Genomic DNA, 25,758 nt, shown 5'->3' with positions numbered 1-25,758 from the left:
CGTCGTCTCGCGGCCCGTGAGACAGCGGTGGGGCCCAGCCCGAAGGGGGTGGCTGGTTCTCACCGTCGTCTCGCGACTCGTGAGGCAGCGGTGGGGGCCAGCCCGAAGGGGCTGGCTGGGCCTTGGCGTTGTCTCGCCGGGCGTGAGGCAGCGGTGGGGGCCAGCTGGACGGTCTTAAGATCGATCGTTATGGGGGCTCGTGAACTGCTGCGCGGTCTGGCCCACAACCCGGCGCTGCCGTCCACACTGGTCGACCGGCTGATCGCTCAGGCTGACGATGATCTGGCCGACGAACTGGCGCAACGGCCCGATCTGGACCGCGACCAGATTCGGGCGCTGGTGCACCGGTCCGAGTCGGCGCTTCTCGGGCTGGCCTGGGCGGGACGTCTCGATCCCGCGGACGTCGACCCGGTCCGGTGGCCGGAGGCGGCCCTCGCCCTGCTCGACCAGGGGCGTGGCCGCGCCGAGTGGGCGGAACTGCTCGCCGGGGACCCGGACCCGAAGCAGCGGGAACGGCTGGCGGCCTGCCCCGGCCTGCCGACGGCGGTGAGCGCCCGGCTCGCCGAGGACCCGGATCCGCGTGTCGTCGCCGAGCTGGCGATCTTCACCGCCGACCGCCACCTGCTGACCCGGCTGGCCGGGCACCCGCACGCCGAGGTCCGAGCCGGGGTCGCCGGAAATCCGGCCGCGCCACCGGAGGTCCTGGCCGGGCTCGTCACGGTCCTGGCCGGGCTGGTCGGGGCCGACCGGCGTGGGGAGGATGCCCCGCTCCCGGAGACGTGCGACGTCTGTGTGCGGGAGCCGATTCCGTTCGTGCACGACTCCGGGTGCCCGCGGCGAGACTGCGAGCTGCCACCCGGAGCGGCCCGCGACGGCACCCACGAATCGGTTATCCACAGCCTGCTGGCTCGGGCTGTGGATAACTTGGCGACCCCGGTTGTGGTGGCCGCTGAGCTGGTCGGACACGCGTCGGCGTACGTGCGCCGGCCGCTCGCCGCCCGGCCCGATCTGCCCGTCGAGGCGGCCGTGCGTCTCGCCGACGACCCGAATCCGGGAGTGCGCGCCGACCTGGCCGAGAACCCGGCCGTGCCGGAGGACGTGCTGCGCCGGCTGGCCGCGGACGAGAACCGGGAGGTGCGGCGACGCGTGATCCGCAACCCGAACGTCCCCCTCGACCTGCTCACCCGTACGACCGGAGGCGACCTCCTCCCGCGGATTGCCGCGGCGACGCCGGACGAGATCCGGCAGCTGGCCGGGAGCCCCGACCCACAGCTGCGGATGCCGGCGGCCGAACGCCGGGATCTGCCGCCGGAGATCCGGGACCGGCTGGCCGCGGACCAGGACGCCAAGGTCGCCAAGGCGGTCGCACCGCATCCCGGCATCACCGAGGATCTGCTGCGGACCATGGTGTCCGGCCACGGCGTGCAGGTGCTCGCGCGGGTCGCCGCCAACCCCGACGCCTCGCCGGCGCTGCTCCTCGACCTGGCCCGGCACGTGCCGCCGGCGCAGCGGGTGTTCCGGGAGATCGTCACCCGTACGGACGCGCCGGCCGGCGCCCTCGAACTCTGCCTCACCGACGGCCGGGCCCGGTTGATCGCCGCCGCCCACCCGTCGCTGCCGGTGAACCGGATCGTCGCGCTCCTCGGTGACGCCGACGGGCGGGTGGTGACGGCGGCCGCCACCAACCCGTCGTTGCCGTTGTCCGAAATGGAATGGATTATCGGCCCAGTGCCTTGAGCGCGGCCACCGCCTGGCCCAGATGGTCGTCGCCGAACGGCCGCAGGACCACCGTGTCCGCGCCGCCGTCGGTGAGAGTCCGGACGCCGGCGGGCACGTCCGACGCCGGGCCGATCAGGGCGAACACCTCGTCGACCGGTACGCCCAGGAAGCCGGCCTGACCGGTGAGCGCCGTCCCGCGGATCGCCGTGGCCCGCTCCGGATCGTCCTCGACGTGCAGGAACGCGAAGGAGATGATCTCGTGTTCGTCGCTCGCCCCGCCGCGGCGGATGTGCCCGATGGCGTCCTGGATCTGTGCCGGCTGAAGGCCCTCGACCAGGATCGTGCCGTCGGCGACCCGGCCGGACAGTTCCAGCGACCGCGGCCGGACCACGCCGGTGACGATCGGCGGCACCACCTCGGGCGGGTGCACCAGCTTGATGTTCTCCAGATGCACCTCGCGGCCGTCCAGGTTCACCGTCTCGCCGTTGAGCAGGCCGCGGATCGCCACGATGCTCTCCTCCAGCAGCGACAGCGGCGACTTCGGCGCATTGCCGATCCGGCGCATCCAGTCGCCCACGCCGTGACCGATTCCGGCCACGATGCGGCCGGGGTGGATCCGGGCCAGCGTGGCGATCTCCATGGCGTACACCGCCGGGTTGCGGAACGGCGCCGGGGCGATCCCGAGGCCGACCCGCAGCCGGGTGGTGGCGGCCAGGGCCAGCGCGGCGGCACTGACGCCACCGTTCCAGCCGAGGTCCTCCACCACCCACAGGTCGTCGGCGCCGGCCGCCTCGAGGGCGGCCGCGAACTCCGGGAGCTCCTCGGGGGCGCGGTTACAGTCGAACATCACTCCGATTCGCGACATCACGCGAGAGTAAGCGCCTCCGGCAGCGGCTTCGAGTGCAATACCGAAAGGCGGGTGACCGCCCGGGTGAGCACCACGTAGAGGCGGTTCAGGCCCTTAGGCTCGGCGGCCACGATGTCGGCGGGCTCGTGCACGATGACGTGGTCGTACTCCAGGCCCTTGACGATCGTGGCCGGCACCACCAGGACCCGCGCCGGGTTGTCGACGTCGTCGGGCGTCGCGTGCTCGATGCCGGCGGCGTCGAGACGGGCCCGGAGCCGCTCGACCGCGGTGTCCGCCGCGATCACCGCCACCGAACCCTCGTGCGCGCACGCGGCGGTCACCTCGGCCATCGTCCGCGCGTCCAGGTCGGCGGCCTCCGGCACGCCGATGACGCTGAGCTCACCGTCACGGCGCAACGACACCGCCTCCGGCACGTTCACCCCGAGCGCCGGCAGCAGGCGGTTGGCCAGGGTCACAACAGCCTCCGGTACGCGGAACCCGACCGTCAGCGGCACCACCGAGGCGTCCGGTTTGCCGAGATGACGCAGGATGTCCCGCCAGTCGGTCGTGGCCCACGGGGCGGTGCCCTGCGCCAGGTCACCGAGCAGCGTGATCGACCCGTGCTCGCTGCGCCGGGCGATGGCACGAGCCTGCATGGGGGACAGGTCCTGCGCCTCATCCACCACGACGTGCCCGAAACTGATCTCCCGCTCCAGCAGTCCCGCCGCCTCGTCGAGCAGTACCAGGTCGGCCGCACTGAACCGCGCCGACTTCACCGTCTTCGGCGGTTTCACCCAGCGGATCGCCTCCCGCTCCTGCTCGGTGAACACGTCACCGGCCAGTTCCGGCTCGGTCAGCAGCGCCACCACCAGCGACTCCGGGGTCACCGCCGGCCAGGCCGCGTCCAGGAACTCCGTCACCGGCGCGATTCTGCTCATTCTGCGCAGCCACGGCTCGTTCGGGGAGTTCCCGGTCCGGTACTCCGACTGGCGTTGGAGCAGGCCCACCACCCGGGCCCGGACGCGCTCGCGGCCCACCGCGTACGGCAGGCCCTCGCGGCGTGCCTCGTCGACGATCCGCCGGAGCGGCTCGACATCGATCCGCCAGCGGTAGGAACCGTCCGAAACCATGATCGGGACGGTGGGCGCGGTGATCCGGTTCCACAGAGTGCGGTGGAGCGCCTCTGCCATCCGTACATCATGTTTGAGAGCCGTGGCGGTGGCCGAATCGCCTGCCTTGACCGGCGCCCGGCCGACCAGCTCGTCCAGCGTGGACTGGAGCACCTCGACCTCGCCGAGAGTCGGCAGCACCGCCGAGATGTAGGAGAGGAACGCCGTGTTCGGGCCGACGATCAGCACCTTCGACTTGCGTAGCCGCTCCCGGTGCAGATAGAGCAGGTAGGCGGCCCGGTGCAGACCGACCGCCGTCTTACCGGTGCCCGGCGCGCCCTGCACGCAGATCGAGTCGGCCAGGTCGGCCCGGACCAGCTCGTCCTGCTCCGGCTGGATCGTCGCGACGATGTCGCGCATCGGCCCGACGCGCGGCCGCTCGATCTCGGCGGTCAGGATGCGACTGGTGGTGCCCAGTTCCTCCCCGCGGTCCAGATGCTCGTCCTCGAAGCTGGTCAGCTCGCCTTTGACGAACCCGAACCGGCGGCGTGTCGCCACCCCCTGCGGGTCGCGCACGCTGGCCCGGTAGAACGACCGCGACAGCGGCGCACGCCAGTCCAGCACCATCGGCTCCCCGGCGTCGTCGGTGACGTGCCGGCGCCCGATGTGGAACCGTTCGGCCTCGATCGCCAGCTTGCCGAAGAACAGCGGGGTGTCCGGGTCGTCGGCCAGTTCCTTGACCCGGCGGGCCATGTGCCGGCCGAGCTGCTCGGCGGTGTAGGAGTCACCGGCGACCTTGTCGCCGGTGGAGAAGAGTGCCTGGGCCCGATCCCGCATCCGGCGTAACGCGGCCCGGGACTCGGTGAGATGGGTACGTTCGGCGGCGAGTTCGGTGTCGAGCTGGTCAGTGGCTGTCACAGGTCGTCCTCGAAGGTTGAACGAGCTGCTCGCGTATCCGAAAGGACGGGTGGCCGCCCTCGGCGCGGGGACGTCCGGTGCGGTGCATGCTCACCCCGGCCGTCAAGCGGCCCTAAACGGTACGCGAACGACCGCCGCTGTCCACCGATTTCGGGGACGACCGGTTGGTGGCCGCCCTCGCCTGCCTGCCGCTGGTGCGATTTCAGCCACGCGCGGCCCCGGCGACCAGCATGCGGGACGAGATCGGGGATAACGTCGCAGCATGAGCGACAGCGTCCGTCGGCCCCGGGTCGGGCATATCCAGTTCCTCAACTGCCTGCCCATCTACTGGGGGCTGATGCGTTCCGGCGCTCTGCTCGACGTCGATCTGCACAAGGACACGCCGGAGCGGCTCAGTGCCGGCCTCGTCGCCGGTGATCTCGACATCGGGCCGATCACCCTGGTCGAGTATCTGCGGCATGCCGACGAGCTGCTTCTGCTGCCCGATCTGGCGGTCGGCAGCGACGGCCCGGTGCTGTCGGTCAACCTGATCTCCACCCGCCCGCCGGCCGAGCTGGACGGGCGGCCGGTGGCGCTGGGTTCCACGTCGCGGACCGGTGTCATGTTGGCGCAGATGCTGCTCTCCGAGAGGTATGGCGCGGAGCCCGAGTATTTCCGCTGCCCACCCGACCTGTCCCAGATGCTCATGGAGGCTGACGCCGGTGTGCTGATCGGCGACCCGGCGCTGCGGGCGATGTATGAGGCGCCCGGCAACGGCCTGCTGGTGATCGATCTGGCCGAGGCGTGGAAGGAGTGGACCGGCCTGCCCATGGTCTTCGCGGTCTGGGCGGTGCGCAGGGATTTCGCGGCTGCGCATCCGGGGCTGGTCAAGGGTGTCCACGACGCCTTCCAGCGGTCCCGTGACCTGTGCCTGGGCGAGCTGGACGCGGTGGCGGAGTCGGCGGCCCGGTGGGAGCCGTTCGACGCGGCGACGCTTGCCAACTATTTCCGGGCGCTCGACTTCTCGCTGGGGGAGCGGCAGATCGCCGGGGTGCGGGAGTTCGCCCGGCGCGCGGCCAATCGTGGTGAGGTGCCGGCCCTGCCCGCGGACGGCCCGGAATTCGCCGACGTTTGATCTCGGGTGACCGGCGGCTTTAGGATCCGCGGACTCGCCGGCCGAACACCTCGGGCCGGCTCGGGAACCGAAGTCGGTGACGATGCTGTTGCGCGCCCGTTATGCCCTGGTCGGGGCGGTCTCCGTACTGGCCGTCGGCAGCCTTGCCCTGCCCGCGCGGGCTGCCGAAGGGCCGGGGGAGTTCGCCTACGTCGGCATTCTCACCCCGGAGACGGTGACCGTCGTCAACGGCCAGACGAAGACGGTCAAGGTCGACGTCTACAACGTCGGTGACGGGGCGGTCGAGGACGTACGGCTCACGTTCGGCAGCGACGCGAGGCCGATCAGCGCGGACCTGGGATTCACCGCGCCGGCGGGCTGTGCCGCGAACGTCTGTGACATCGGTGACCTGAAGCCGGGGCAGCGCCGCAGCGTGCGGTTTACGGTGAAGCCGGCCGCGGCGGGGGCGGCGGATCCGGCCCGGACCGTCGCGCTGGCCACGTCGATCGGGGGGCAGCCCAGTGACCAGGCGTCGGTCACCGTGGTGGGTACCGACAAGGGTGGTGCCGACCTGGAGGTCGACGACATCGCCGACCTGGAGCTGCGCCCGGGTGGTTCGGCCGACGTGCCGGTCGCGATCCGCAACAGCGGCAACCGGGACGTCCCGGCGCTCGGCCTGGTGGTGATGGCTCCGCTCGGGGTCGACCCGGCGCTGGACTACCGCAACTGCGAGCAGGACGCGGAGATCGGCGGTTTCGTCTGCGTCTTCAACGACCCGCTGGTCGCCGGCGGTGTCTTCACGCTGCCGGAGAGCACGCCCCTGCGGGTGCGGGTCCCGGCCGGTGCGGCCGGGCCGTTCGACTACCCGGTCTTCGTGGCGGCGGTCGGTCTCACCGACGGGTACGTGTTCGACTTCGCGAAACGGACCGCCGGCGCGGCCGGCAGGGAACTGAAGCTGGAGGGCGTCGCGAGTCTGTCGGCCAAGGAACCGGAGGCCGCCGAGGACCTCAACGAAAACGACAACTTCGCCGAGTTCGCGGTGTCCGTGCCCCGGACCCTCGCCGACGGCACGGCGGTCGGCGGCGTCTTCAAGGGTGCCGTCGGCGACACCGCCACGGTGCAGGTCGGCGTGCACAACCTCGGCCCGTCCGCGACCATCCCGCTGTCGCTGACCTCGGTGCAGTACGCGCACGTCAAGCTGCCCACCGGGGTCGTGCTGACCGAGGCCGACCGACGGTGCCTGCCGGGCACCTCGCTCGACGACATCGACGAGTCGGCGGATCTGTCCGGGGTGACCGACCTGGTCTGCATCGTCCTGGACAGCGTGCCCGACAACGGCCGCCACCTGTTCGCCCTGACCGCCGAGATCCAGGAGGGCACGGGTTACCGGGCCGGATCCGTGCGGATCGACGGCAGTGTGCAGGACACGAAGAGCGGCAACGACAGGGCGGCCCTGACGGTCGAGTCGACCGCCGGCGGTGCGGGCGGCGGCCTGCCGATCACCGGCGCCCCGGCCGGCCTGCTCGCCGGTGGGGGCGCCGCCCTGCTGGCGGTGGGCCTGATCGCCTTCCGGCTGGCCCGCCGCCGCAGGATCGTCACGGTCGCCGAGTAGCTCCGGTCATCCGTTCAGCACGGTGTCGAGCGCGGCCACATCGGCCGCGCTCAGCCGCCAGGCGCCGGCCGCCGCGTTCGCCTGGACCTGCTCGGCCGTGGTGGCACCGGCGATCACGCTGGTCACGCCCGGCTGGGCGGCGAGACCGGCGACGGCCACCTCCAGCAGACTGCGGTCACGTTCGGCACCGAAGGCGGTCAGCGCCTCGATGGTGTCCCAGTCGGCCCGGGCCAGCCAGGACGCATACCGCTCGTTCGCCATCCGGGTGCCGGCGGGCGGCTGCTCGCCCCGCCGGTACTTACCGGTGAGCAGCCCGGATTCGAGCGGGAAGAACGGCAGCAGCCCGAGCCCGAACCGCTCACACGCCGGAATGACCTCGGTCTCGACACTCCGCTCGAGCAGGCTGTACTGGTTCTGCGCGCTGATGAACCGGGTCAGGCTGCCGCTGCGGGCGACCCAGTCGGCGTCGGCGATCTGCCAGCCGGAGAAGTTGGAGTTGCCGAGGTAGCGGACCTTGCCGGAGCGGACCAGGTCGTCGAGCGCGGTCAGGGTCTCGTCGATCGGGGTGGCCGGGTCGGGGGTGTGCATCTGGTAGAGGTCGATGTGGTCGGTCTCCAGCCGGCGCAGGGAGGCCTCGACCGCCCGCACGATGTAGCGCCGCGAGCCGCGGGCTCCGAAGTCACGCCCGTTGAGGCCCTCCATGTCCATGCCGAACTTGGTGGCCAGCACTACCTCGTCACGGCGGCCCTTGAGGGCGGCGCCGAGCAGTTGCTCGGACGATCCGTGCGGTGTGCCGTAGATGTCAGCGGTGTCGAACAGGTTGATCCCGGTGTCGAGGGCCGCGTCGACGACCTCACGGGTGCCGTCGAGGTCGAGCTTGCGCCCGAAGTTGTTGCAGCCGATCCCGACCACGGACACCACCAGGCCCGAGTCGCCGAGTCGGCGGTAGGTCATCTCGCTCATGATCCACTCCAACGTAGCTAGTTGTCGATGAACACGCCTGGTAACGTGACGTAACGCTGCGTCCATCGTGGACTTACCCACGATCGGTCCATGGTGGACGCAGCCCTTCGCTTCCCGACGGGTCACTCTTCCGTCGAAGGCAGGGCCAGGTCACGGTAATGCGGCCGGAGCACATCGGTGAGCGGCACGTGCCGCACCTTCACCGGCGGCGCGTCGAGGGCCCGCAGCAGCAGCTCCGGCGGGGTGATGCCGCGTGCCGGCCGCTCCCGGAGCCGGCCCAGACTGATCGCCGGCGACCAGAAATCGGCCAGCCGGGCGTCCAGCGGCTCCTCCTCGACCGCCAAGGGGTCGATCACCTCCGACGGCTCGGGGGTGCCGCGCAGCGCGTCGAGCAGTTCGTCGCGGCCACGACCGCGCCACGCCAGCACCAGGAACGGGTCGTCGTCGAAGGCCTCGGCCAGTACGTAGAGCACCGCCGACCCGTGTTTGCAGGGCACTCCCCAGTCCGGGCACGAGCAGTCGATGTCCAGCCGTTCGGGGAAGAGCGGCAGCCCCAGCTCGGTGAAGAGGTCGACGATCTCGTGCGGCATCTCGCCGGCCAGCAGGGCGGCCCGGTAGAGGGCCCGGGACGCGAGGGCGTCGATCACGTCCGTCCACCGGGCGTCGTCGTAGGCGGTGACGCGGATCGTCACCTCGTACGGCTTCGGCCGCGACCCCTGGACCCGGGCGAGCACCCGGCCGGGTGCGAGCGCGAAGTCCATCACCTGGCCCTTGCGTGCGTAGGCGCGGCCGCGGGACAGCCGGCCCGCGTCGCAGACCTCCTCCAGCACGTCCACGAAACGACGCGACCACCACTGCTCGCCGATCTTGCCGCGCCGGGAACGGACGGTGAGACCGCCGTCCACCTCGATCGGGCGGCCGTGCTCGAAGAAGGCCATCTCAGCGCACCGCCCCCGGGTCCAGCGAGAACAGCTCGCGCAGCTGGTCGGTGCTCAGGTCGGTGATCCACTCCTCACCGGTGCCGACGACCGAGGAGGCCAGGGCCTTCTTCCGCTCGATCATCACGTCGATCTTCTCCTCCAGCGTCCCGGTGCAGATGAACTTACGGACCTGCACGTCCCGCGACTGCCCGATCCGGAAGGCGCGGTCGGTGGCCTGGTCCTCGACCGCCGGATTCCACCACCGGTCGAAGTGGACGACGTGGTTGGCGGCGGTCAGGTTGAGGCCGGTGCCGGCCGCCTTGAGCGACAGCAGGAAGAGCATCGGCTCGGTGGACGTCTGGAACCGTTCGACCAGTTCGTCGCGGCGTGCCTTGTTGAGACCACCGTGCAGCCAGAGCACCGGGCGGTCGGTGTGCGCGGCCAGGTAGGGCTGTAGCAGTGAGCCCCACTCGGCGTACTGGGTGAAGATCAGGGCCTTGTCGCCGTCGGTGATGATCTCGTCGGCCAGCTCCTCCAGACGGGCCAGCTTGCCGGACCGGCCGGGCAGCCGGGAACCGTCCTTGAGCAGGTGGGCCGGGTGGTTGCAGACCTGCTTGAGTTTCATCATCGCGGCCAGCACGTTGCCACGCCGCTGAATGCCCTCGCTGCTCTCGATCTCGGCCATCATGTCCTCGACCACGGCCTGGTAGAGGGTGGCCTGCTCGGGGGTGAGCGAGCACCACACCTTCATCTCGTTCTTCTCCGGAAGGTCCGAGATGATGCTCTTGTCGGTCTTCAGGCGGCGCAGCACGAACGGCCCGGTGGCCCGTTTCAGGGCGGCGGTGGCGTCCTCGTCCTGCCGGCTCTCGATCGGCTCCTGGAACCGGCGGCGGAACCGTTTGGCCGGCCCCAGCAGCCCCGGATTGCAGAAATCCATGATCGACCACAGCTCGGCGAGATGGTTCTCCACCGGGGTGCCGGTCAGGGCCACCCGGGTGCGCGCCGGAATGGCCCGCACCGCCTGCGACTGCCGTGTCCCGCTGTTCTTGATCGCCTGGGCCTCGTCGCAGACCACCCGGCTCCACGTGACGCCGCGCAGCGTCTCCAGATCACGCAGCGCCGTCCCGTAGGTGGTGATCACCAGATCGGCCCCGGCGACCGCCTCGTCGAACTCCTCACCACGCATCCGGGTGCCGCCGTGGTGCACATAGACGCGCAGCCCCGGCGCGAACCGCGCGGCCTCCTTGAACCAGTTGCTGACCAGCGACATCGGGCAGATCAGCAGCGTCTTCGCGCCCTCGTCGGTGAGCAGCAGCGACAGCGTCTGGGCGGTCTTGCCCAGACCCATGTCGTCAGCGAGGATCCCCCCCAGCCCGAGACGACCGAGAAAGGTCAACCACGACAGACCCCTCTCCTGGTACGGCCGGAGGGCCCCCTGGAATCCGGCCGGTGTGGGCATCGGGCTCAGCCGCTCGGCGGCCTGCCCGGAGAGCAGGTCGCCCAGATCGCCGTCGGCGTCCACCTCCACCAGCGGCAGATCCTCGTCGCCGCCCTCGACCACCCGTTGCAGCAGTTCACCCGCGGTCAGTTCGCCTTCGCGCCGCTGCCCGACGGCCTTGAGTGCCGCCTTCAGCTGCCGGTCGTCGAGCTCCACCCACTGCCCGCGGACCCGGACCATCGGCACCTTGAGCCGGGCCAGCTCGGCCAGCTCCTCGGCGCTCACCACGCTGTCACCGATCACCAGGTCGAGGCGGAAGTCGACCAGCTGCTCCAGGCCGAACCCGGAGTCCGCCGCGGCCCGGCCCGCACTCGTCTTGGACCGGGTGCGGGTGGTCATCTTCAGGCCGACCGCCTTACGCCCGGCCCAAGCCGGCAACTGCACCCCGAACCCGGCGGCCTGGAGCAGCGGGGCGGCCTGGCGCAGGAACTCGTAGGCCTCGCCGGTGTTCAGCGTCATCGCGGCCGGGCGTTGCTCCAGCAGCGCCACGTGCAGCAGCGGGAACAGGCGCACGGCCCGGCCCAGCCCGGCGAGCAGGGTCTCGTCGGGCCGCCGGGGCAGCCCGGGGAACCGTGCGCCCGCCCACAGGTCCTCGGCGGGCAGGTAGAGGGCCGGGTCCTCGGCGGACTGGAGCGCGAACTCCATCGCCCACTCGTCGGTCTCCGGTGCCGGCTCGATCAGCCGGAAACTGACCCGGATCGGTCCGTGCGCCTCGTTGGCGGCCCGCATCCAGTCGTCGAGGGCGCGGCGCAGGTCACGGACGTCGGCGTCGGCGGCACCGGGCAGGGCCGGATCACCGGTGAGCGCGGCCAGCCACCGGTCGGGAAGGGCGGCCTTGGGCCCGGGGCGCTGGCCGACCATGAGCCGGTCCGGCAGGACGGAACGGGCCGCACTGTCGAGCATCCACTCCAGCGCGTCGCGCACCGTACGCCCCAGGGGCTGGCCCTCGCCCGCGGCCCGGACCACCGGCGGCATGCCGGCCGCGAAGTCCCGGAAGGAGGCCGTGTCGCCCCCGGTCAGCACCGGTCGCCAGCGAGCCGCCGGCACCCCGCCCTCGATCACCAGTTGCGGCAGCATCCGGCCGCGCCGGGCGAGGTCGCAGGCGTATCCGGCGAGCAGACTCAGATAGCGCAGCGACGACCCGGCGACCCACGAGCCGTCCGGGGCGGGATCGGCGAGCGCACCGAGGACGGCGAGCGCCCCGTCCCCGGGCACCGTCAGCGCCGGCACCGTCCAGGCGCCGAGCTTGACGCCCCGGGCCGTGGTGTCGAGCCCGGTCTCCGGCGACGGCAGCGGGCCACGACCGGTCCCGGGGAGGGTCAGCTGCACCGACCCGGCGACCGCCCCGGGAAGATCGGGGAGATCCGTGGTGGCGAACGGGTGTGGCCGGGATCTCGCCCGGGACGCCGTGTGCAACGGCAGACCGGGATCCTCGGCCCAGACGATCAGCCCGCGGCCGGGCACCCACCCACCGTGCACGACGAGCACATCCACCCCCTGAACGACGGGTCGAGCCTATCCGCCGACCGGGGCCGCCCCGGTGACCCTCGCCGCTGACGGTTGACGGCCGCTGGACGTACGCTTCAGATCGTGACCGCGAATCCGGAGATCGACAGCATCCTGCAGCGCGGCGCCGACGGCGGGCGGATCACGCCCGAGGAGGCGCTGCTGCTCTACACGCAGGCCCCGTTCCACGCACTGGGCGAGGCGGCCGACGCGGTCCGGCGCAGGCGTCATCCGGACAACATCGTCACCTACCTCATCGACCGGAACATCAACTACACGAACGTCTGCGTGACGGCGTGCAAGTTCTGTGCGTTCTTCCGGGCCCCCAAGCACCAGGAGGGCTGGGCGCACCCGACCGAGGAGATCCTGCGGCGGGCCGGCGAGGCGGTCGAGCTCGGCGCCACCCAGGTGATGCTCCAGGGTGGCCACCACCCCGACTTCGGCGTGGCGTATTACGAGAATCTCTTCTCCTCGGTCAAGCAGGCGTTCCCCCAGCTGGCGATCCACTCGATCGGCCCGAGCGAGATCCTGCACATGGCCAAGGTCGACGGTGTCTCCATCGAGGAGGCGGTGCTGCGGATCAAGGCGGCCGGGCTGGACTCGATCGCCGGCGCCGGCGCCGAGATGCTGCCGGAGCGTCCCCGCAAGGCGATCGCCCCGCTCAAGGAGAGCGGCGCCCGCTGGCTGGAGGTCATGACGATCGCGCACCGGCACGGTCTGTCCTCGACCGCGACCATGATGATGGGCACCGGCGAGACCAACGCGGAGCGCATCGAGCACATCCGCATGATCCGTGACGTGCAGGACCTGGCCGTGGCGAACGGCTACCAGGACGTGCCGGTCGAGCAGTCCCACGAGGTGGGTGGCTTCCGGGCGTTCATCCCGTGGACGTACCAGCCGGAGAACAACCATCTGAAGGGCCGTACCCAGGCCACCACCATGGAGTATCTGCGGTTCATCGCGGTCTCCCGGCTGTTCTTCGACAACGTGTCGCACCTGCAGGCGTCCTGGCTCACCACCGGTAAGGACATCGGCCAGCTCTCGCTGCACATGGGTGTCGACGACCTGGGCTCGATCATGCTGGAGGAGAACGTGATCTCCTCGGCCGGCGCGAAGCACCGGTCCAACCTCCAGGAGCTGATCTCCATGATCCGCACCGCGGACCGCATCCCGGCCTGGCGCGACACCTGGTACAGGCATCTCGCCGTGCATCACACCCCCGCCGACGACCCGACCGACGACCGGGTGGTCTCGCACTTCTCCTCGATCGCCCTGCCCGGCGGCGGCGCGCGTAAACAGCTCCCGCTGGTCGAGGCTTCCTGAGCTAAACCAGTCCCTTCGGGGGGTGGCGGTCGTCCGTTCGGCCAGGTTCGGGTCGTCGGACCGGTGATGCCGGGTTGCTCCTTCGTAACGAGCCCGCCGGTTGGCTGTACCGGGTCCTTTCCGCTGGTTACGTTGCCTCTTGTAAGGCACCGGTAACACTCATACGTCGCCTGCCGCGGTCAGCGTCGGTGACGAGCAGTCGGACCCGACCGATGGCGGTCGTATATATAACGCACAAGGCACGGGCGGGATGGGCAACCATCCCGCCCGTTCTGTTATCTGGCAGGCTTGCCTCGTGACGCGCGCAGATCTGGACAAGCAACCGCACGAGGTCGCCGAGATGTTCGACGGCGTGGCCGGTCGGTACGACCTCACCAACACCGTGATCTCGTTCGGCCAGGATCGTGGCTGGCGCCGGGCCACTCGGGCCGCTCTCGGGTTGCGGCCGGGGGAGCGGGTGCTGGACGTGGGCGCCGGGACCGGCGTCTCGACCGAGGAGTTGAGCCGGTCGGGAGCGTTCGCGGTGGGAGCGGACATCTCGGTGGGCATGCTGCGGGCCGGCCGCCGGGTGCGGGCGGAGGTGCCGCTGCTGGCCGGCGACGCGCTGCGGCTGCCGTTCGCGGACGGCGTCTTCGACGCGGTGACGATCTCCTTCGCGCTGCGTAACGTGGTGGACACCGGCGCCGCGTTGCGCGAGTTCGCCCGAGTGACCCGTCCGGGCGGTCGTCTGGTGGTGTGCGAGTTCAGCCACCCGGTCAACGGGGCCTTCCGGACCGTCTACCTGCAATACCTGATGCGTTCCCTGCCGGCGGTGGCGCGTGCGGTGGCGAGCAACCCGGAGGCGTATGTCTATCTCGCCGAGTCGATTCGCGCCTGGCCGGACCAGCAGGGCCTGGCGGCCCGGATCGCCGGGGCCGGCCCGTGGGACCGGGTGGGCTGGCGGAATCTGACCGGCGGCGTCGTGTCCCTGCACCGGGCCACCCGGGTGGAGGAAAAAACTGGAGTTACCCCAACAAACCGGTGAATGCGCTGCTTTGCTCGGTTTATGACTGATATCGGGCAACTTGATGACACCGACATCGACCTCCCCATCGACGAGGGTGAGGCGGGCGAGCGCCGTGCCACCGAACTGGCCACGCGGTTACGGGCGGTCGCGGCGGAGGACCCCGATCTTGCCCAGGATCTGGTCGAAGGGCTGATCGTGGCACTCGACCGGGCGATGGGCGGAACCATCCGCGAACACCTCGACGGTCCGGCTCTCGGCGTGGCCGAGCGGGTCCTTCAGGTGCCTGAGCAGGGACGTTAGTCCGGTCGGAACAATTAGGTAGACCTAAGCGCAAAGATCTTCGATTGTCGGCCTAGACTCCGATCGAGGCATGCTTGTGAACTAATTCACGAGCGTCCCGGGCGAGACGGAGGTTGGACCGTGAACGACCACGTAGCGAGTGGACCCGTCGCCGATGAGGCGGACGTCATCGTGGTCGGAGCAGGCCCGGGCGGTTCCGCGGCGGCGTACCATCTGGCTCGGCACGGCGTCCGGGTGCTGCTCTTGGAGAAGACCGAGTTCCCCCGCGAGAAGGTCTGCGGCGACGGTCTCACCCCGCGTGCGGTGCGTCAGCTGATCCGGATGGGCATCGACACCTCCGAGAAGGCCGGCTGGCTGCAGAACCGGGGCCTGCGGGTGATCGGCGGCGGCGTCCGGCTCGAACTGGACTGGCCCGAGTTGGCGAGTTTCCCCAACTACGGCCTCGTCCGTACCCGGATGGACTTCGACGACATGCTGGCCCGCCGCGCGGTCGAGGCCGGCGCGCTGCTGCGGACCGGGGTGAACGTCACCGGCCCGGTGCAGAACGACGACGGGTATGTGATCGGCGTCGAGGCCAAGGTCGGCCCGGGCCGGGAGCCGGCGCAGTTCCGCGCGCCGCTGGTGATCACCGCGGACGGCGTCTCCGGCAAGTTCCCGCTGGCGCTGGGCCTGACCAAGCGTGACGACCGGCCGCTCGGTGTGGCGGTCCGGCGGTATTACCACTCGGCCGTGAAGGCCGACGACGACTATCTGGAGTCCTGGCTGGAGCTGCGCAGCGCGCAGGACCCGGCCCGGCTCCTACCCGGGTACGGCTGGATCTTCGGCCTGGGCGACGGCCGGGTGAACGTGGGCCTCGGCATCCTCAACTCCTCCGACGCGTTCGGTAAGACGAACTACCGGCACCTGCTCACCGACTGGCTCGGCAGCACCCCGGCGGAGTGGGGTCTGCGCGACGAGGCCAACGCGGACGGCCCCACCCTGGGTGCGGCGCTGCCGATGGGCTTCAACCGGGTGCCGCACTACACGCGGGGCGTGCTGCTGGTCGGCGACTCCGGCGGCATGGTCAACCCGATGAACGGTGAGGGCATCGCCTACGCGATGGAGTCCGGCGAGATGGCGGCCGAGGTGGCGGTGCAGGCTCTGGCCCGCCCGTTCGGCCCCGAGCGTGAGCGGGCTCTCCAGGCGTACCCCGCCGAGTTGAGTCTCCGGTTCGGTGGTTACTACCGGATCGGCGGGATCTTCGTGAAGCTGATCGGCAATCCTCAGATCATGCGGCTGGCCACCAAGTACGGCATGCCGCAGCCGCTGCTCATGAAGTTCGTCCTCAAGCTCCTGGCCAACCTCACCGACCCCCGGGGTGGCGACGCCATGGACCGCATCATCAACGGTTTGACCAAGGTGGCGCCCTCCGCCTGACCTTAAAATCAGGCAAATCGGGCACCCCGACCAAAGGACAGCACAACCACAGTAACTAGTGTGAAGCGGCTAACAGTCGTACGGGAGTAGAAATGACGATCAACCCTTATGTCCCGATCGTCGGGTTGCTGATTCTAGGCGCCCTGTTCGCGTTGTTCTCGGTGTCCGTCGCCCCCATCGTCGGGCCCAAGCGCTTCAACCGCGCGAAACTCGACGCTTATGAGTGCGGCATCGAGCCGGCGCCACAGCCGATCGGTGGCGGGCGGTTCCCGGTGAAGTTCTACCTGACCGCCATGCTCTTCATCATCTTCGACATCGAGACCATCTTTCTGTACCCGTGGGCCGTCTCCTTCGACATGCTCGGCCTGTTCGGGTTCGTGGAGATGGTCCTGTTCATCCTCACCGTCTTCATCGCCTACGCGTATGTGTGGCGGCGTGGCGGCCTCAACTGGGACTGATGTGACATGGGAATCGAAGAGAAACTCCCGGCAGGCATCCTGCTGACGAGCGTCGAGAAACTGTCCAACTACGCTCGGAAGTCGTCGTTCTGGGGCGCCACGTTCGGCCTCGCCTGCTGCGCCATCGAGATGATGGCCTCCGGTGGTCCGCACTACGACCTCGGTCGCTGGGGGATGGAGGTCTTCCGGGCCTCGCCCCGTCAGGCCGACCTGATGATCGTGGCGGGCCGGGTCAGCCAGAAGATGGCCCCGGTGGTCCGGCAGATCTACGACCAGATGCCCGAGCCGCGATCGGTGATCTCGATGGGTGTCTGTGCGTCGTCCGGTGGGATGTTCAACAACTACGCGATCGTGCAGGGCGTCGACCACATCATCCCGGTGGACATCTACCTTCCGGGTTGCCCGCCGCGACCCGAGATGCTGATCGACGCGATCCTCAAGATGCGCGAAAAGGTCATGGCGCAGCCGCTCGGCCCCAATGGCCGCAAGATGCTCGAAGCTCGGCAGGCCGAGGGCCGAGTTCCGATCGTCGCCCCGGGAGCCATGCCGTCGTCCTACCGCGCGGACAAGGTTCGTCGCGAGGAATGGACCCAGGCCGTTAAAGAGGGACGCGAAGAGCAATTGCGGATCGAGAACTGGATGAAACTCCAGCCGCATTTGCGGGAGGTTCACAAATGAGTATTGAACCCGGAACACAGGGTAGTGTCCCGGCGGGCGCCGAATTGGGTGCCCCGGCACAAACGCCGCCCAGCCCGGATAAGGGCATGTTCGGAGTTCAGGGGACCGGAGACGTCTCCGGCTTCGGTCGCCTGGTCCGCTCCCGACCTGCTGTTTTTGACAGCCCACGGCCGTTCGGCGGGTATTTCGACGACGTCTATGACGCGTTGGAAGAAGCTTATCCGGCTCTCTCCGAAGCTATCGAGAAGGTGGTCGTAGATAGGGCCGAGCTCACACTTCACGTACGTGCCGAGCACATCCTCGAGGTGTGTCAGGTAATGCGGGACGACGCATCGCTGCGGTTCGAGCTCTGCTCTTCGGTCGACGCGGTGGACTATCTCGGGTCCGACGAGCGCCGATTCCATATCGCTTATCAATTGACTTCGATGACCTATCGCCGCCGGGTGCGGCTGGAGGTCGCGGTGGCCGACGGCGTCACCGTCCCGAGTGTCACGCGGGTCTATCCGACCGCCGACTGGCAGGAGCGGGAGGTCTACGACATGTTCGGCGTCGTCTTCGCCGGCCATCCGAACCTGACCCGCATCCTCATGCCGGACGACTGGGAGGGCCACCCCCAGCGCAAGGACTACCCGCTCGGCGGCGTGCCCGTCGAGTACAAGGGCGCCGAGATTCCGCCTCCCGACCAGCGGAGGGTCTACCAGTGACCACATCTGAGTACGCGACCGAGCGCGAGACCACCGAGGGCCGGGTCTTCACGGTCACCGGCGGCGACTGGGACAGCATCACGTCCAGCATCGACCCGCTCAGCAACGAGAAGATCGTCGTCAACATGGGTCCGCAGCACCCGTCGACGCACGGCGTGCTGCGGCTCGTGCTGGAGCTGGAGGGCGAGACGGTCACCGAGTGCCGTCCGGTCGTCGGCTACCTGCACACCGGGATCGAGAAGAACCTCGAGTACCGGAACTGGACCCAGGGCGTCACCTTCGTGACCCGCATGGACTACCTCGCGAACATGTCGAACGAGACGGCGTACTGCCTCGCGGTGGAGAAGCTGCTCGGCGTCACCGATCAGATCACCGAGCGGACCAACACGATCCGCGTCATGTTCATGGAGTTGCAGCGGATCGCCTCGCACCTGGTCTGGCTCGCGACCACGGGCATGGAGCTGGGCGCGATCTCGATGATGCTGTACGGGTTCCGTGAGCGGGAGTACATCCTCGACATCTTCGAGGAGACCTCCGGCCTGCGGATGAACAACGGCTACATCCGCCCCGGCGGCCTCGCGCAGGACGTGCCGGACTCCGCGATCCGCAAGATCCGCGACTTCCTCAAGTACCTGCCGAAGAAGCTCAAGGAATACGAGGACATGCTGTCCGGCCAGATCATCTGGCAGCAGCGGACACAGGGCGTCGCCGTGCTGGACGTGACCGGGTGCCTCGCGCTCGGCATCACCGGCCCGGTGCTCCGCTCGGCCGGCCTGCCGTGGGACCTGCGCAAGACCATGCCGTACTGCGGGTACGAGAGCTACGAGTTCGACGTGCCGACCGCGACGACCGCCGACGTCTGGGGCCGCTACCTGGTCCGGATGGCGGAGATCCGGGAATCGCTGAAGATCGTCGAGCAGGCGCTGGACCGTCTCCGCCCGGGGCCGATCTGGATCGAGGACAAGAAGATCGCCTGGCCGGCGCAGCTCGCGCTCGGCCTCGACGGTCTCGGGAACTCGCTCGAACACGTCGCCAAGATCATGGGTCAGTCGATGGAGTCGCTGATCCACCACTTCAAGCTCGTGACCGAGGGCTTCCGGGTCCCGCCCGGCCAAGTTTATGTCGCAGTCGAGCACCCGCGTGGCGAACTCGGCGTCCACGCGGTCTCCGACGGGGGCACCCATCCGTACCGGGTGCACTACCGCGAGCCGAGCTTCGTGAACCTCCAGGCCATCCCGGCGATGGCCGAGGGCGCCCTGCTGGCCGACGTGATCGCCGGCGGCGCCTCGCTGGATCCCGTGATGGGTGGGTGTGACCGATGACCACGGTGGAATTCTCGCCGGCCGCCGAACCACTGGCGGCGAAACTTCTCGAGCCGGCCAGGGAGATCCTGGCCCGCTACCCGGCCGGCCGGGAGCGCTCCGCGCTGCTGCCGCTGCTGCACCTGGTGCAGACCGAGGAGGGCCATGTCAGCCCCAGCGGGGTGGCGTTCTGTGCCGAGGTGCTCGGCATCAACAAGGCCCAGGTCGGTGCGGTCGCGACCTTCTACACCATGTACAAGCGCCGGCCCACCGGCGAATACCTGGTCAGCGTCTGCACCAACACGCTGTGCAACGTCATGGGCGGCCAGGAGGTGTACGACGGACTCGTCGAGCACCTCGGCGTCGGCCACGACGAGACCACGGCCGACGGCAAGATCACGCTGGAGCACGCCGAGTGCCTCGCGGCCTGCGACTACGCGCCGGTGGTGACGGTCAACTACGACTTCACCGTCGACCAGGCGACCCCGCAGAGCGCGGTCGAGCTGGTGGAGAACCTGCGCCAGGGCCGGGAGCAGACCCCGTCGCGCGGCGCACGGATCTGCTCGCTCAAGGAGATGCAGTACCAGCTGGCCGGCTTCGCCGATCCCCGCGACGGTGCGGTAGCGGACGGGGTGGCCGGAGCGCCGACCCTGCGCGGCGTGCGTCTCGCTCAGGAGCACGGCGTCGCGGTGGCCGGTTTCGACCCGGACAGCCCGATCACCAAGACCAAGCCGGCCCGGGCCGAGGGCGCGCTGCCGCCCCGGACCGACGCGGCCGACAAGCCGGTGGAGAGCAAGCCGTCCGGCAGCCGGATCGCCGCGGTCGCCAAGAAGGCGACCGAGACCGTCAAGGCGGCGGCCGGTGTGGTCGTGGAGAAGGTGGAGGAGCGGCGGCACGCCGGCAGGACCACCGACACCGGTGACCTCAAGGACCCGGAGGTACGCGCCGCCGAGTCCCGCAACCCCACCGCGGACACCCCCGGCGGTGCCGAGGTGGCGAGCCCCGCGCCGACCAACGCCGCGGAGAAGGCCGGCGTCGAGAGCAACGAGACGGCCGGTGACGGCAAGCCGGCCGGGGACTCCACCCGGGGCGAGCAGATCGTCAGCCGGGGCACCGCCGACCAGAAGCCGGCCACCGTCGACCCGAACCCCGGGTGGCAGAACGTCCCGCGCGGCACCGAGGAGGAGAAGTGACCCAGCCACGGCCGGAGGTCCTTCAGAAGCTCACCCCCGTACTGACCAAGCGCTGGCTCTCACCGGACGCCTGGCAGATCGGGGTCTACGAGCGGCTTGACGGCTACCTCGCGCTGCGCAAGGCGCTCGACGTGCACCCGGACGACCTGATCCAGCTGATCAAGGACTCCGGCCTGCGCGGTCGTGGCGGCGCCGGCTTCCCGACCGGTCTGAAGTGGGGGTTCATCCCGCAGGGCGACGGCAAGCCGCACTACCTCGTGATCAACGCGGACGAGGGCGAGCCGGGCACCTGCAAGGACCTGCCGCTGATGACCTACGACCCGCACTCGCTGATCGAGGGCGCGATCATCGCCTCCTACGCGATCCGGGCGAACCGGGCGTTCATCTACATTCGTGGCGAGGCGGTGCACGCCGCGCGGCGGCTGCGCAACGCGGTCCAGGAGGCGTACGCCAAGGGCTACCTCGGCACGAACATCATGGGCTCGGGATTCGACCTCGACCTGGTCGTCCACAGCGGTGCCGGCGCGTACATCTGTGGTGAGGAGACCGCCCTGCTGGACTCGCTCGAAGGGTTCCGTGGGCAGCCCCGTCTGCGCCCGCCGTTCCCGGCGATCGCCGGCCTCTACGCCAGCCCGACCGTGGTCAACAACGTCGGCACCATCGCCAGCGTGCCGTACATCGTGCTGGGCGGCGCCGACTGGTGGAAGAGCATGGGCACGGAGAAGTCGTCCGGCCCGATGATCTACTCGCTGTCCGGCCGGGTGGTCAATCCCGGTCAGTACGAGTGCGGCCTCGGCATCACCCTGCGTGAGCTGATCGAGCTGGCCGGCGGCATGCAGCCGGGCCACAACCTGAAGTTCTGGACGCCGGGCGGCTCGTCGACGCCGATCCTGACCGCCGAGCACATGGACACCCCGATGGACTTCGAGGGTGTCTCGGCGGCCGGATCGATCCTCGGCACCACGGCGATGCAGATCTTCTCGGACCAGGACTGCCCGGTCTACAACACGTGGCGGTGGCTGGAGTTCTACCACCACGAGTCGTGCGGCAAATGCACCCCGTGCCGGGAGGGCAACTACTGGATGGTGCGCACCTACCGGCGCATTCTGGCCGGTCAGGGCACCGTCGCCGACCTGGACACCCTCCAGGACACCGCGGACAACATCTTCGGCCGGTCCTTCTGCGGCCTCGGCGACGGCGCGGCGACGCCCGTCGTTTCGACGCTCAAGTGGTTCCGGGACGACTACCTCGGCTACATCGAGGGCCGCACCGCGCCGCGGCTCTCCGAGAAGTCCCTTGTAGGAGCGCACTGATGACCGATGTAGCCAAGAAGGCCGACCAGGTCACCCTCACCATCGACGGCGTCGAGGTGACGGCCGAGAAGGGTGAACTGGTCATCCGGGTCGCCGAGCGGATGGGTATCGCCATCCCGCGGTTCTGCGACCACCCCCTGCTCGCCCCGGCCGGCGCCTGCCGGCAGTGCCTGGTCGAGGTGGAGGGGCAGCGCAAGCCGATCGCCTCCTGCACCCAGACGGTGGCCGAGGGCATGGTGGTCAAGACCCAGCTCAGCTCGCCGGTCGCCGCGAAGGCGCAGGCCGGCGTCATGGAACTGCTCCTGATCAACCATCCGCTCGACTGCCCCACCTGCGACAAGGGCGGCGAATGCCCGCTGCAGAACCAGGCGATGAGCACCGGCCGGGCGGACTCGCGCTTCAAAGAGCAGAAGCGGGAGTACGAGAAGCCGATCCACATCTCCAGCCAGGTGCTCCTGGACCGCGAGCGCTGCGTGCTCTGCCAGCGCTGCACCCGGTTCTCCGAGGAGATCGCCGGCGACAAGTTCATCGACCTGATGGACCGGTCCTCCGGCGAGCAGATCAACGTCTACCGGGACGACTTCTTCGGGGGTACGGGCACCGGTGACGGGCAGGTCGGCGAGGGCGAGGGCGACGTCGCGTTCAACTCGTACTTCTCCGGCAACACCATCCAGATCTGCCCGGTCGGCGCGCTGACCGGCGAGCAGTACCGGTTCCGGGCCCGCCCGTTCGACCTGGTCTCCTCGCCGAGCGCCTGTGAGCACTGCGCCTCCGGCTGCGCCCAGCGCACCGACCACCGGCGTGGGAAGGTGCTGCGCCGCCTGGCCGGCGACGACCCGGCGGTGAACGAGGAGTGGAACTGCGACAAGGGCCGGTGGGGCTTCCGGTACGCCACGGCCACCGACCGCATCACCACCCCGCTGATCCGCGACGCGAAGACCGGTGAGCTGCGTGAGGCCGCCTGGAGCGAGGCCTTCCTCGCGGCGGCGGAGGGCCTCAAAGCGGCGCGGGAACGTGGCGTGGGGGTCCTGACGGGTGGCCGGCTCACGGTCGAGGACGCGTACGCCTACGCGAAGTTCGCGCGGGCCGTGCTCGGCACCAACGACGTGGACTTCCGGGCCCGGCCGATCCGCGCGACCGGCTCGGGACTCACCGTGGACGAGGAGGCCGAATTCCTGGCCGCCGCCGTCGCCGGGGTCACCGACGTGACCTACGAGCAGGTGGAGAACGCTCCGTCGGTGGTGATCGCCGGACTCGAACCGGAGGAGGAGTCACCGATCCTCTTCCTGCGCCTGCGCAAGGGCCACGTCAAGAAGAGGCTGCGGGTCACGGCGGTCTCGCCGTACCTCTCCCGGGGTCTGGAGAAGCTCGGCGCCGCGCTCGTCGCGGCGGTGCCCGGTGACGAGGCGCGCATCCTCGCGTCCGATCCGGCGGTGGCCGCGGCGCTCGGCACGCCCGGCGCCCTGCTGATCATCGGCGAGCGCCTGGCCACCGTGCCGGGTGCGCTGAGCGCGGCAGCGGCCCTGGCAGCCCGCACCGGTGCGAAGCTCGCGTGGGTGCCCCGCCGGGCCGGTGACCGCGGCGCCATCGACGCCGGCTGTCTGCCGAACCTGCTGCCCGGTGGCCGTCCGGTGACCGACGCCGCGGCCCGCGCCGAACTGGAGCTGGCCTGGAAGACCGGGGCGGGCGTGCTGTCCGGCACTCCGGGCCGGGACACCGACCAGATCATCGCGGCGGCCGCGGACGGCACCCTCGGTGCCCTGCTGGTCAGTGGCGTGGACCCGGCCGACCTGGCCGACCCGACGCTGGCCGAGAACGCGCTGGACACGGTTCCGTTCCTGGTCAGCCTGGAGATTCGGCAGAGCGCGGTGACCCGGCGGGCCGACGTCGTCCTGCCGATCGCGCCGGCCGTGGAGAAGGCCGGCACCTACATGGACTGGGAGGGCCGGCTCCGGTCGTTCGACGCGGTGCTGAAGAGCACCGCGATGACCGACGGTCGCGTCCTCGAGGCGATCGCCGCCCTCCTCGACGTCACCCTGAACACCGGGGACGTCATGGCGATCCGCCGTGATCTGGGCGGCCTGCCCGGCAGCGCGGTGGCCCGCCCGGCCGTGCCCGCCACCCGGGCCGCCGAGGTGGCCCGGCCCGGTGGGCACGAGGCGGTCCTCGCCACCTGGCACCAGCTGATCGACCTGGGTTCGCTGCTCGACGGCGACCAGGTGCTGGCCGGCACCGCCCGGCCGCCGGTGGCCCGGCTCGGCAAGGACCTGGCCGAGTCGCTGGGCCTCGCCGACGGTGACCTGGTCACGGTCGGTACCGACCGGGGCTCGATCACGCTCCCGGCCGCGATCACCGATCTGCCGCCGCGGGTGGTGTGGCTGCCGACGAACTCGCCGGGCTCGACGGTCCGGCGCAGTCTCGGGGTCACCGCCGGCGCGGTGGTCACCCTGACGGCCGGCGTCCCCGGCCCGATCCTCGCCGAGGGAGCGGCCCGATGACTTCGTTGGTGGTGGCGGCGACCGCCGTGGACCCGTCTCTCGAGAACTTCGAGAACGAGGTCTGGTGGATCGTCCTGATCAAGTTGCTGGGCGTCTTCGTCCTGCTCCTGCTCCTGACGCTCTTCACGATCGTCTACGAGCGCAAGGTCGTGGCCCGGATGGCCGTCCGGCCGGGCCCCAACCAGGTCGGCTGGTTCGGCAGTCTCCAGAGCCTGATGGACGGCCTGAAACTGCCGTTCAAGGAGGAGATCATCCCGAAGACCGCCGACAAGGTGGTCTACTTCATCGCCCCGGTGATCTCCGCGACGGTGGCGTTCACCGCCTTCGCGGTCATCCCGTTCGGCGGTGTCGTCAACATGTTCGGGCAGCAGACCCCGCTGCAACTCGCCGACGTGCCGGTCTCGGTACTGGTGCTGCTGGCCTGCTCGTCGATGGCGGTCTACGGCGTGGTGCTGGCCGGCTGGGCGTCCGGTTCGACCTATCCGCTGCTCGGCGGCCTGCGGTCGAGTGCCCAGATGATCTCTTACGAGGTCGCGATGGGGCTGTCGATCGTCGCGGTGTTCATGACCGCCGGCACGATGAGCACCTCGCAGATCGTCAAGGCGCAGGCCTCCGGCAACCCGGTCGAGCTCTTCGGCTTCGAGGTGACCGCGCCCGGCTGGTATGCGGTGCAGCTCCTGCCGAGCTTCATCATCTACCTGATCGCGGCGGTCGGTGAGACGAACCGGGCCCCGTTCGACCTGCCCGAGGCGGAGTCCGAGCTGGTCGGCGGTTTCCACACGGAGTACTCGTCGTTCAAGTTCGCGCTGTTCTTCCTCGCCGAGTACATCAACATGATCACCGTCTCGGCGTTCGCGACCACGCTCTTCCTGGGCGGTTGGCGGGCTCCGGCTCCGATCACCACGTTCTGGGAGGGCGCCAACTCCGGCTACTGGCCGTTGCTCTGGTTCTTCGGCAAGGTGCTGATCCTGCTCTTCGGCTTCATCTGGCTGCGGGCCACGCTGCCCCGGATGCGCTACGACCAGTTCATGCGGTTCGGCTGGAAGGTCCTGATCCCGGTCAACCTGGTGTGGATCCTCGCCCTGGCGTTCTTCAAGGTCGCCCGCAGCGGCGCGATCTCGGACACCGCGCGCTGGGTCACCACCGGTGTGGTCGCGGTGCTCGTCCTGGCCATCGCCTGGGGCTGGCCGTCACCGAAGAAACCGAAGCAGCTCTCCATCGAGGAGGAGCTGCATCAGCGGCCACCGGGGAGTTTCCCGGTCCCGCCGATGGACCTGCTGGTCCCGCCGAGCCCCCGCGCCCGCCGTGCTGTGGCCGAACGCGCCCCGGCCACCGTCCCCGCCTCGGCGGACGGCGACGAGCCTGAAACGAAGGAGGTGTGAC

Annotated in this window: 20 protein-coding genes; 15 read left to right on the top strand and 5 right to left on the bottom strand. The window is 70.0% G+C overall.

The annotated features are described in order from the left end of the window. Positions 1-189 precede the first annotated feature (189 nt). Entirely contained in the window at positions 190-1,737 is a 1,548-nt protein-coding gene (locus BC793_RS30955) for a DarP family protein (RefSeq protein ID WP_109598950.1), read from the top strand. On the opposite strand, the gene BC793_RS30950 is transcribed toward BC793_RS30955, so the two are convergent. Continuing rightward, positions 1,718-2,584: an LLM class flavin-dependent oxidoreductase gene (locus BC793_RS30950; RefSeq protein WP_109598948.1), complete on the bottom strand. Its 867-nt coding sequence runs from the start codon at positions 2,582-2,584 to the stop codon at positions 1,718-1,720. The genes BC793_RS30955 and BC793_RS30950 overlap by 20 nt on opposite strands. Next, a complete protein-coding gene (locus BC793_RS30945; RefSeq protein WP_109598946.1) occupies positions 2,584-4,593 on the bottom strand; it encodes a HelD family protein in 2,010 nt (669 codons plus the stop codon). Before BC793_RS30945 ends, BC793_RS30950 begins: the two co-directional genes overlap by 1 nt. A 262-nt stretch (positions 4,594-4,855) precedes the next feature. Between BC793_RS30945 and BC793_RS30940 the strand changes: the two genes are divergently transcribed. Further along, a complete protein-coding gene (locus BC793_RS30940) occupies positions 4,856-5,707 on the top strand; it encodes a menaquinone biosynthetic enzyme MqnA/MqnD family protein (RefSeq protein ID WP_109598944.1) in 852 nt (283 codons plus the stop codon). Between the two features lie 76 nt (positions 5,708-5,783). Further along, a complete protein-coding gene (locus BC793_RS30935; RefSeq protein WP_146246503.1) occupies positions 5,784-7,298 on the top strand; it encodes a COG1361 family protein in 1,515 nt (504 codons plus the stop codon). Positions 7,299-7,304: 6 nt separating this feature from the next. Here the strand turns inward: BC793_RS30935 and BC793_RS30930 are convergent, their stop codons facing one another. From BC793_RS30930 to BC793_RS30920, 3 genes are all read right to left on the bottom strand, one after another. Continuing rightward, entirely contained in the window at positions 7,305-8,261 is a 957-nt protein-coding gene (locus BC793_RS30930; RefSeq protein WP_203896408.1) for an aldo/keto reductase, read from the bottom strand. 122 nt (positions 8,262-8,383) lie between these two features. Beyond that, positions 8,384-9,199 carry an SWIM zinc finger family protein gene (locus BC793_RS30925; protein ID WP_109598940.1) on the bottom strand — a complete coding sequence of 272 codons (816 nt, stop codon included), beginning with the start codon at positions 9,197-9,199 and terminating at the stop codon, positions 8,384-8,386. A 1-nt stretch (position 9,200) separates the two neighbouring features. Continuing rightward, positions 9,201-12,167 carry a DEAD/DEAH box helicase gene (locus BC793_RS30920; RefSeq protein ID WP_109598938.1) on the bottom strand — a complete coding sequence of 989 codons (2,967 nt, stop codon included), beginning with the start codon at positions 12,165-12,167 and terminating at the stop codon, positions 9,201-9,203. 102 nt (positions 12,168-12,269) lie between these two features. Between BC793_RS30920 and mqnC the strand changes: the two genes are divergently transcribed. The 12 genes from mqnC to nuoH all read left to right on the top strand — a co-directional run bounded on the left by mqnC (position 12,270) and on the right by nuoH (position 25,757). Next, complete coding sequence (gene mqnC, locus BC793_RS30915; RefSeq protein ID WP_109598936.1) at positions 12,270-13,508, top strand: cyclic dehypoxanthinyl futalosine synthase; 1,239 nt, start codon at positions 12,270-12,272, stop codon at positions 13,506-13,508. 295 nt (positions 13,509-13,803) lie between these two features. Beyond that, complete coding sequence (locus tag BC793_RS30910; RefSeq protein WP_275416265.1) at positions 13,804-14,532, top strand: demethylmenaquinone methyltransferase; 729 nt, start codon at positions 13,804-13,806, stop codon at positions 14,530-14,532. A 21-nt stretch (positions 14,533-14,553) separates the two neighbouring features. Beyond that, complete coding sequence (locus tag BC793_RS30905; RefSeq protein WP_109599107.1) at positions 14,554-14,814, top strand: hypothetical protein; 261 nt, start codon at positions 14,554-14,556, stop codon at positions 14,812-14,814. A 120-nt stretch (positions 14,815-14,934) separates the two neighbouring features. Continuing rightward, a complete protein-coding gene (locus BC793_RS30900; RefSeq protein ID WP_109598932.1) occupies positions 14,935-16,230 on the top strand; it encodes a geranylgeranyl reductase family protein in 1,296 nt (431 codons plus the stop codon). A gap of 92 nt (positions 16,231-16,322) precedes the next feature. Then, complete coding sequence (locus BC793_RS30895) at positions 16,323-16,688, top strand: NADH-quinone oxidoreductase subunit A (protein ID WP_203896409.1); 366 nt, start codon at positions 16,323-16,325, stop codon at positions 16,686-16,688. Between the two features lie 6 nt (positions 16,689-16,694). Beyond that, positions 16,695-17,366, top strand: a complete 672-nt coding sequence (locus BC793_RS30890; protein ID WP_109598930.1) for a NuoB/complex I 20 kDa subunit family protein — start codon at positions 16,695-16,697, stop codon at positions 17,364-17,366. Further along, the gene (locus BC793_RS30885) at positions 17,363-18,070 is read left to right on the top strand and encodes an NADH-quinone oxidoreductase subunit C (RefSeq protein ID WP_109598928.1); all 708 of its coding nucleotides are present in this window, start codon (positions 17,363-17,365) and stop codon (positions 18,068-18,070) included. Before BC793_RS30890 ends, BC793_RS30885 begins: the two co-directional genes overlap by 4 nt. Further along, positions 18,067-19,392 carry an NADH-quinone oxidoreductase subunit D gene (locus BC793_RS30880; protein ID WP_109598926.1) on the top strand — a complete coding sequence of 442 codons (1,326 nt, stop codon included), beginning with the start codon at positions 18,067-18,069 and terminating at the stop codon, positions 19,390-19,392. Before BC793_RS30885 ends, BC793_RS30880 begins: the two co-directional genes overlap by 4 nt. Continuing rightward, complete coding sequence (gene nuoE / locus BC793_RS30875; RefSeq protein WP_109598924.1) at positions 19,389-20,564, top strand: NADH-quinone oxidoreductase subunit NuoE; 1,176 nt, start codon at positions 19,389-19,391, stop codon at positions 20,562-20,564. Before BC793_RS30880 ends, nuoE begins: the two co-directional genes overlap by 4 nt. Continuing rightward, a complete protein-coding gene (gene nuoF / locus BC793_RS30870) occupies positions 20,561-21,877 on the top strand; it encodes an NADH-quinone oxidoreductase subunit NuoF (RefSeq protein WP_109598922.1) in 1,317 nt (438 codons plus the stop codon). The genes nuoE and nuoF overlap by 4 nt, the downstream gene beginning before the upstream one ends. Beyond that, a complete protein-coding gene (locus BC793_RS30865; RefSeq protein WP_109598920.1) occupies positions 21,877-24,375 on the top strand; it encodes an NADH-quinone oxidoreductase subunit G in 2,499 nt (832 codons plus the stop codon). Before nuoF ends, BC793_RS30865 begins: the two co-directional genes overlap by 1 nt. A gap of 11 nt (positions 24,376-24,386) precedes the next feature. After that, entirely contained in the window at positions 24,387-25,757 is a 1,371-nt protein-coding gene (gene nuoH / locus BC793_RS30860) for an NADH-quinone oxidoreductase subunit NuoH (RefSeq protein ID WP_203896412.1), read from the top strand. Position 25,758: the final 1 nt, after the last annotated feature.

The sequence above is a fragment of the Actinoplanes xinjiangensis genome (assembly GCF_003148685.1).
Lineage (GTDB): Bacteria > Actinomycetota > Actinomycetes > Mycobacteriales > Micromonosporaceae > Actinoplanes > Actinoplanes xinjiangensis.
This window is presented reverse-complemented; position numbering and strand designations above follow the sequence as displayed.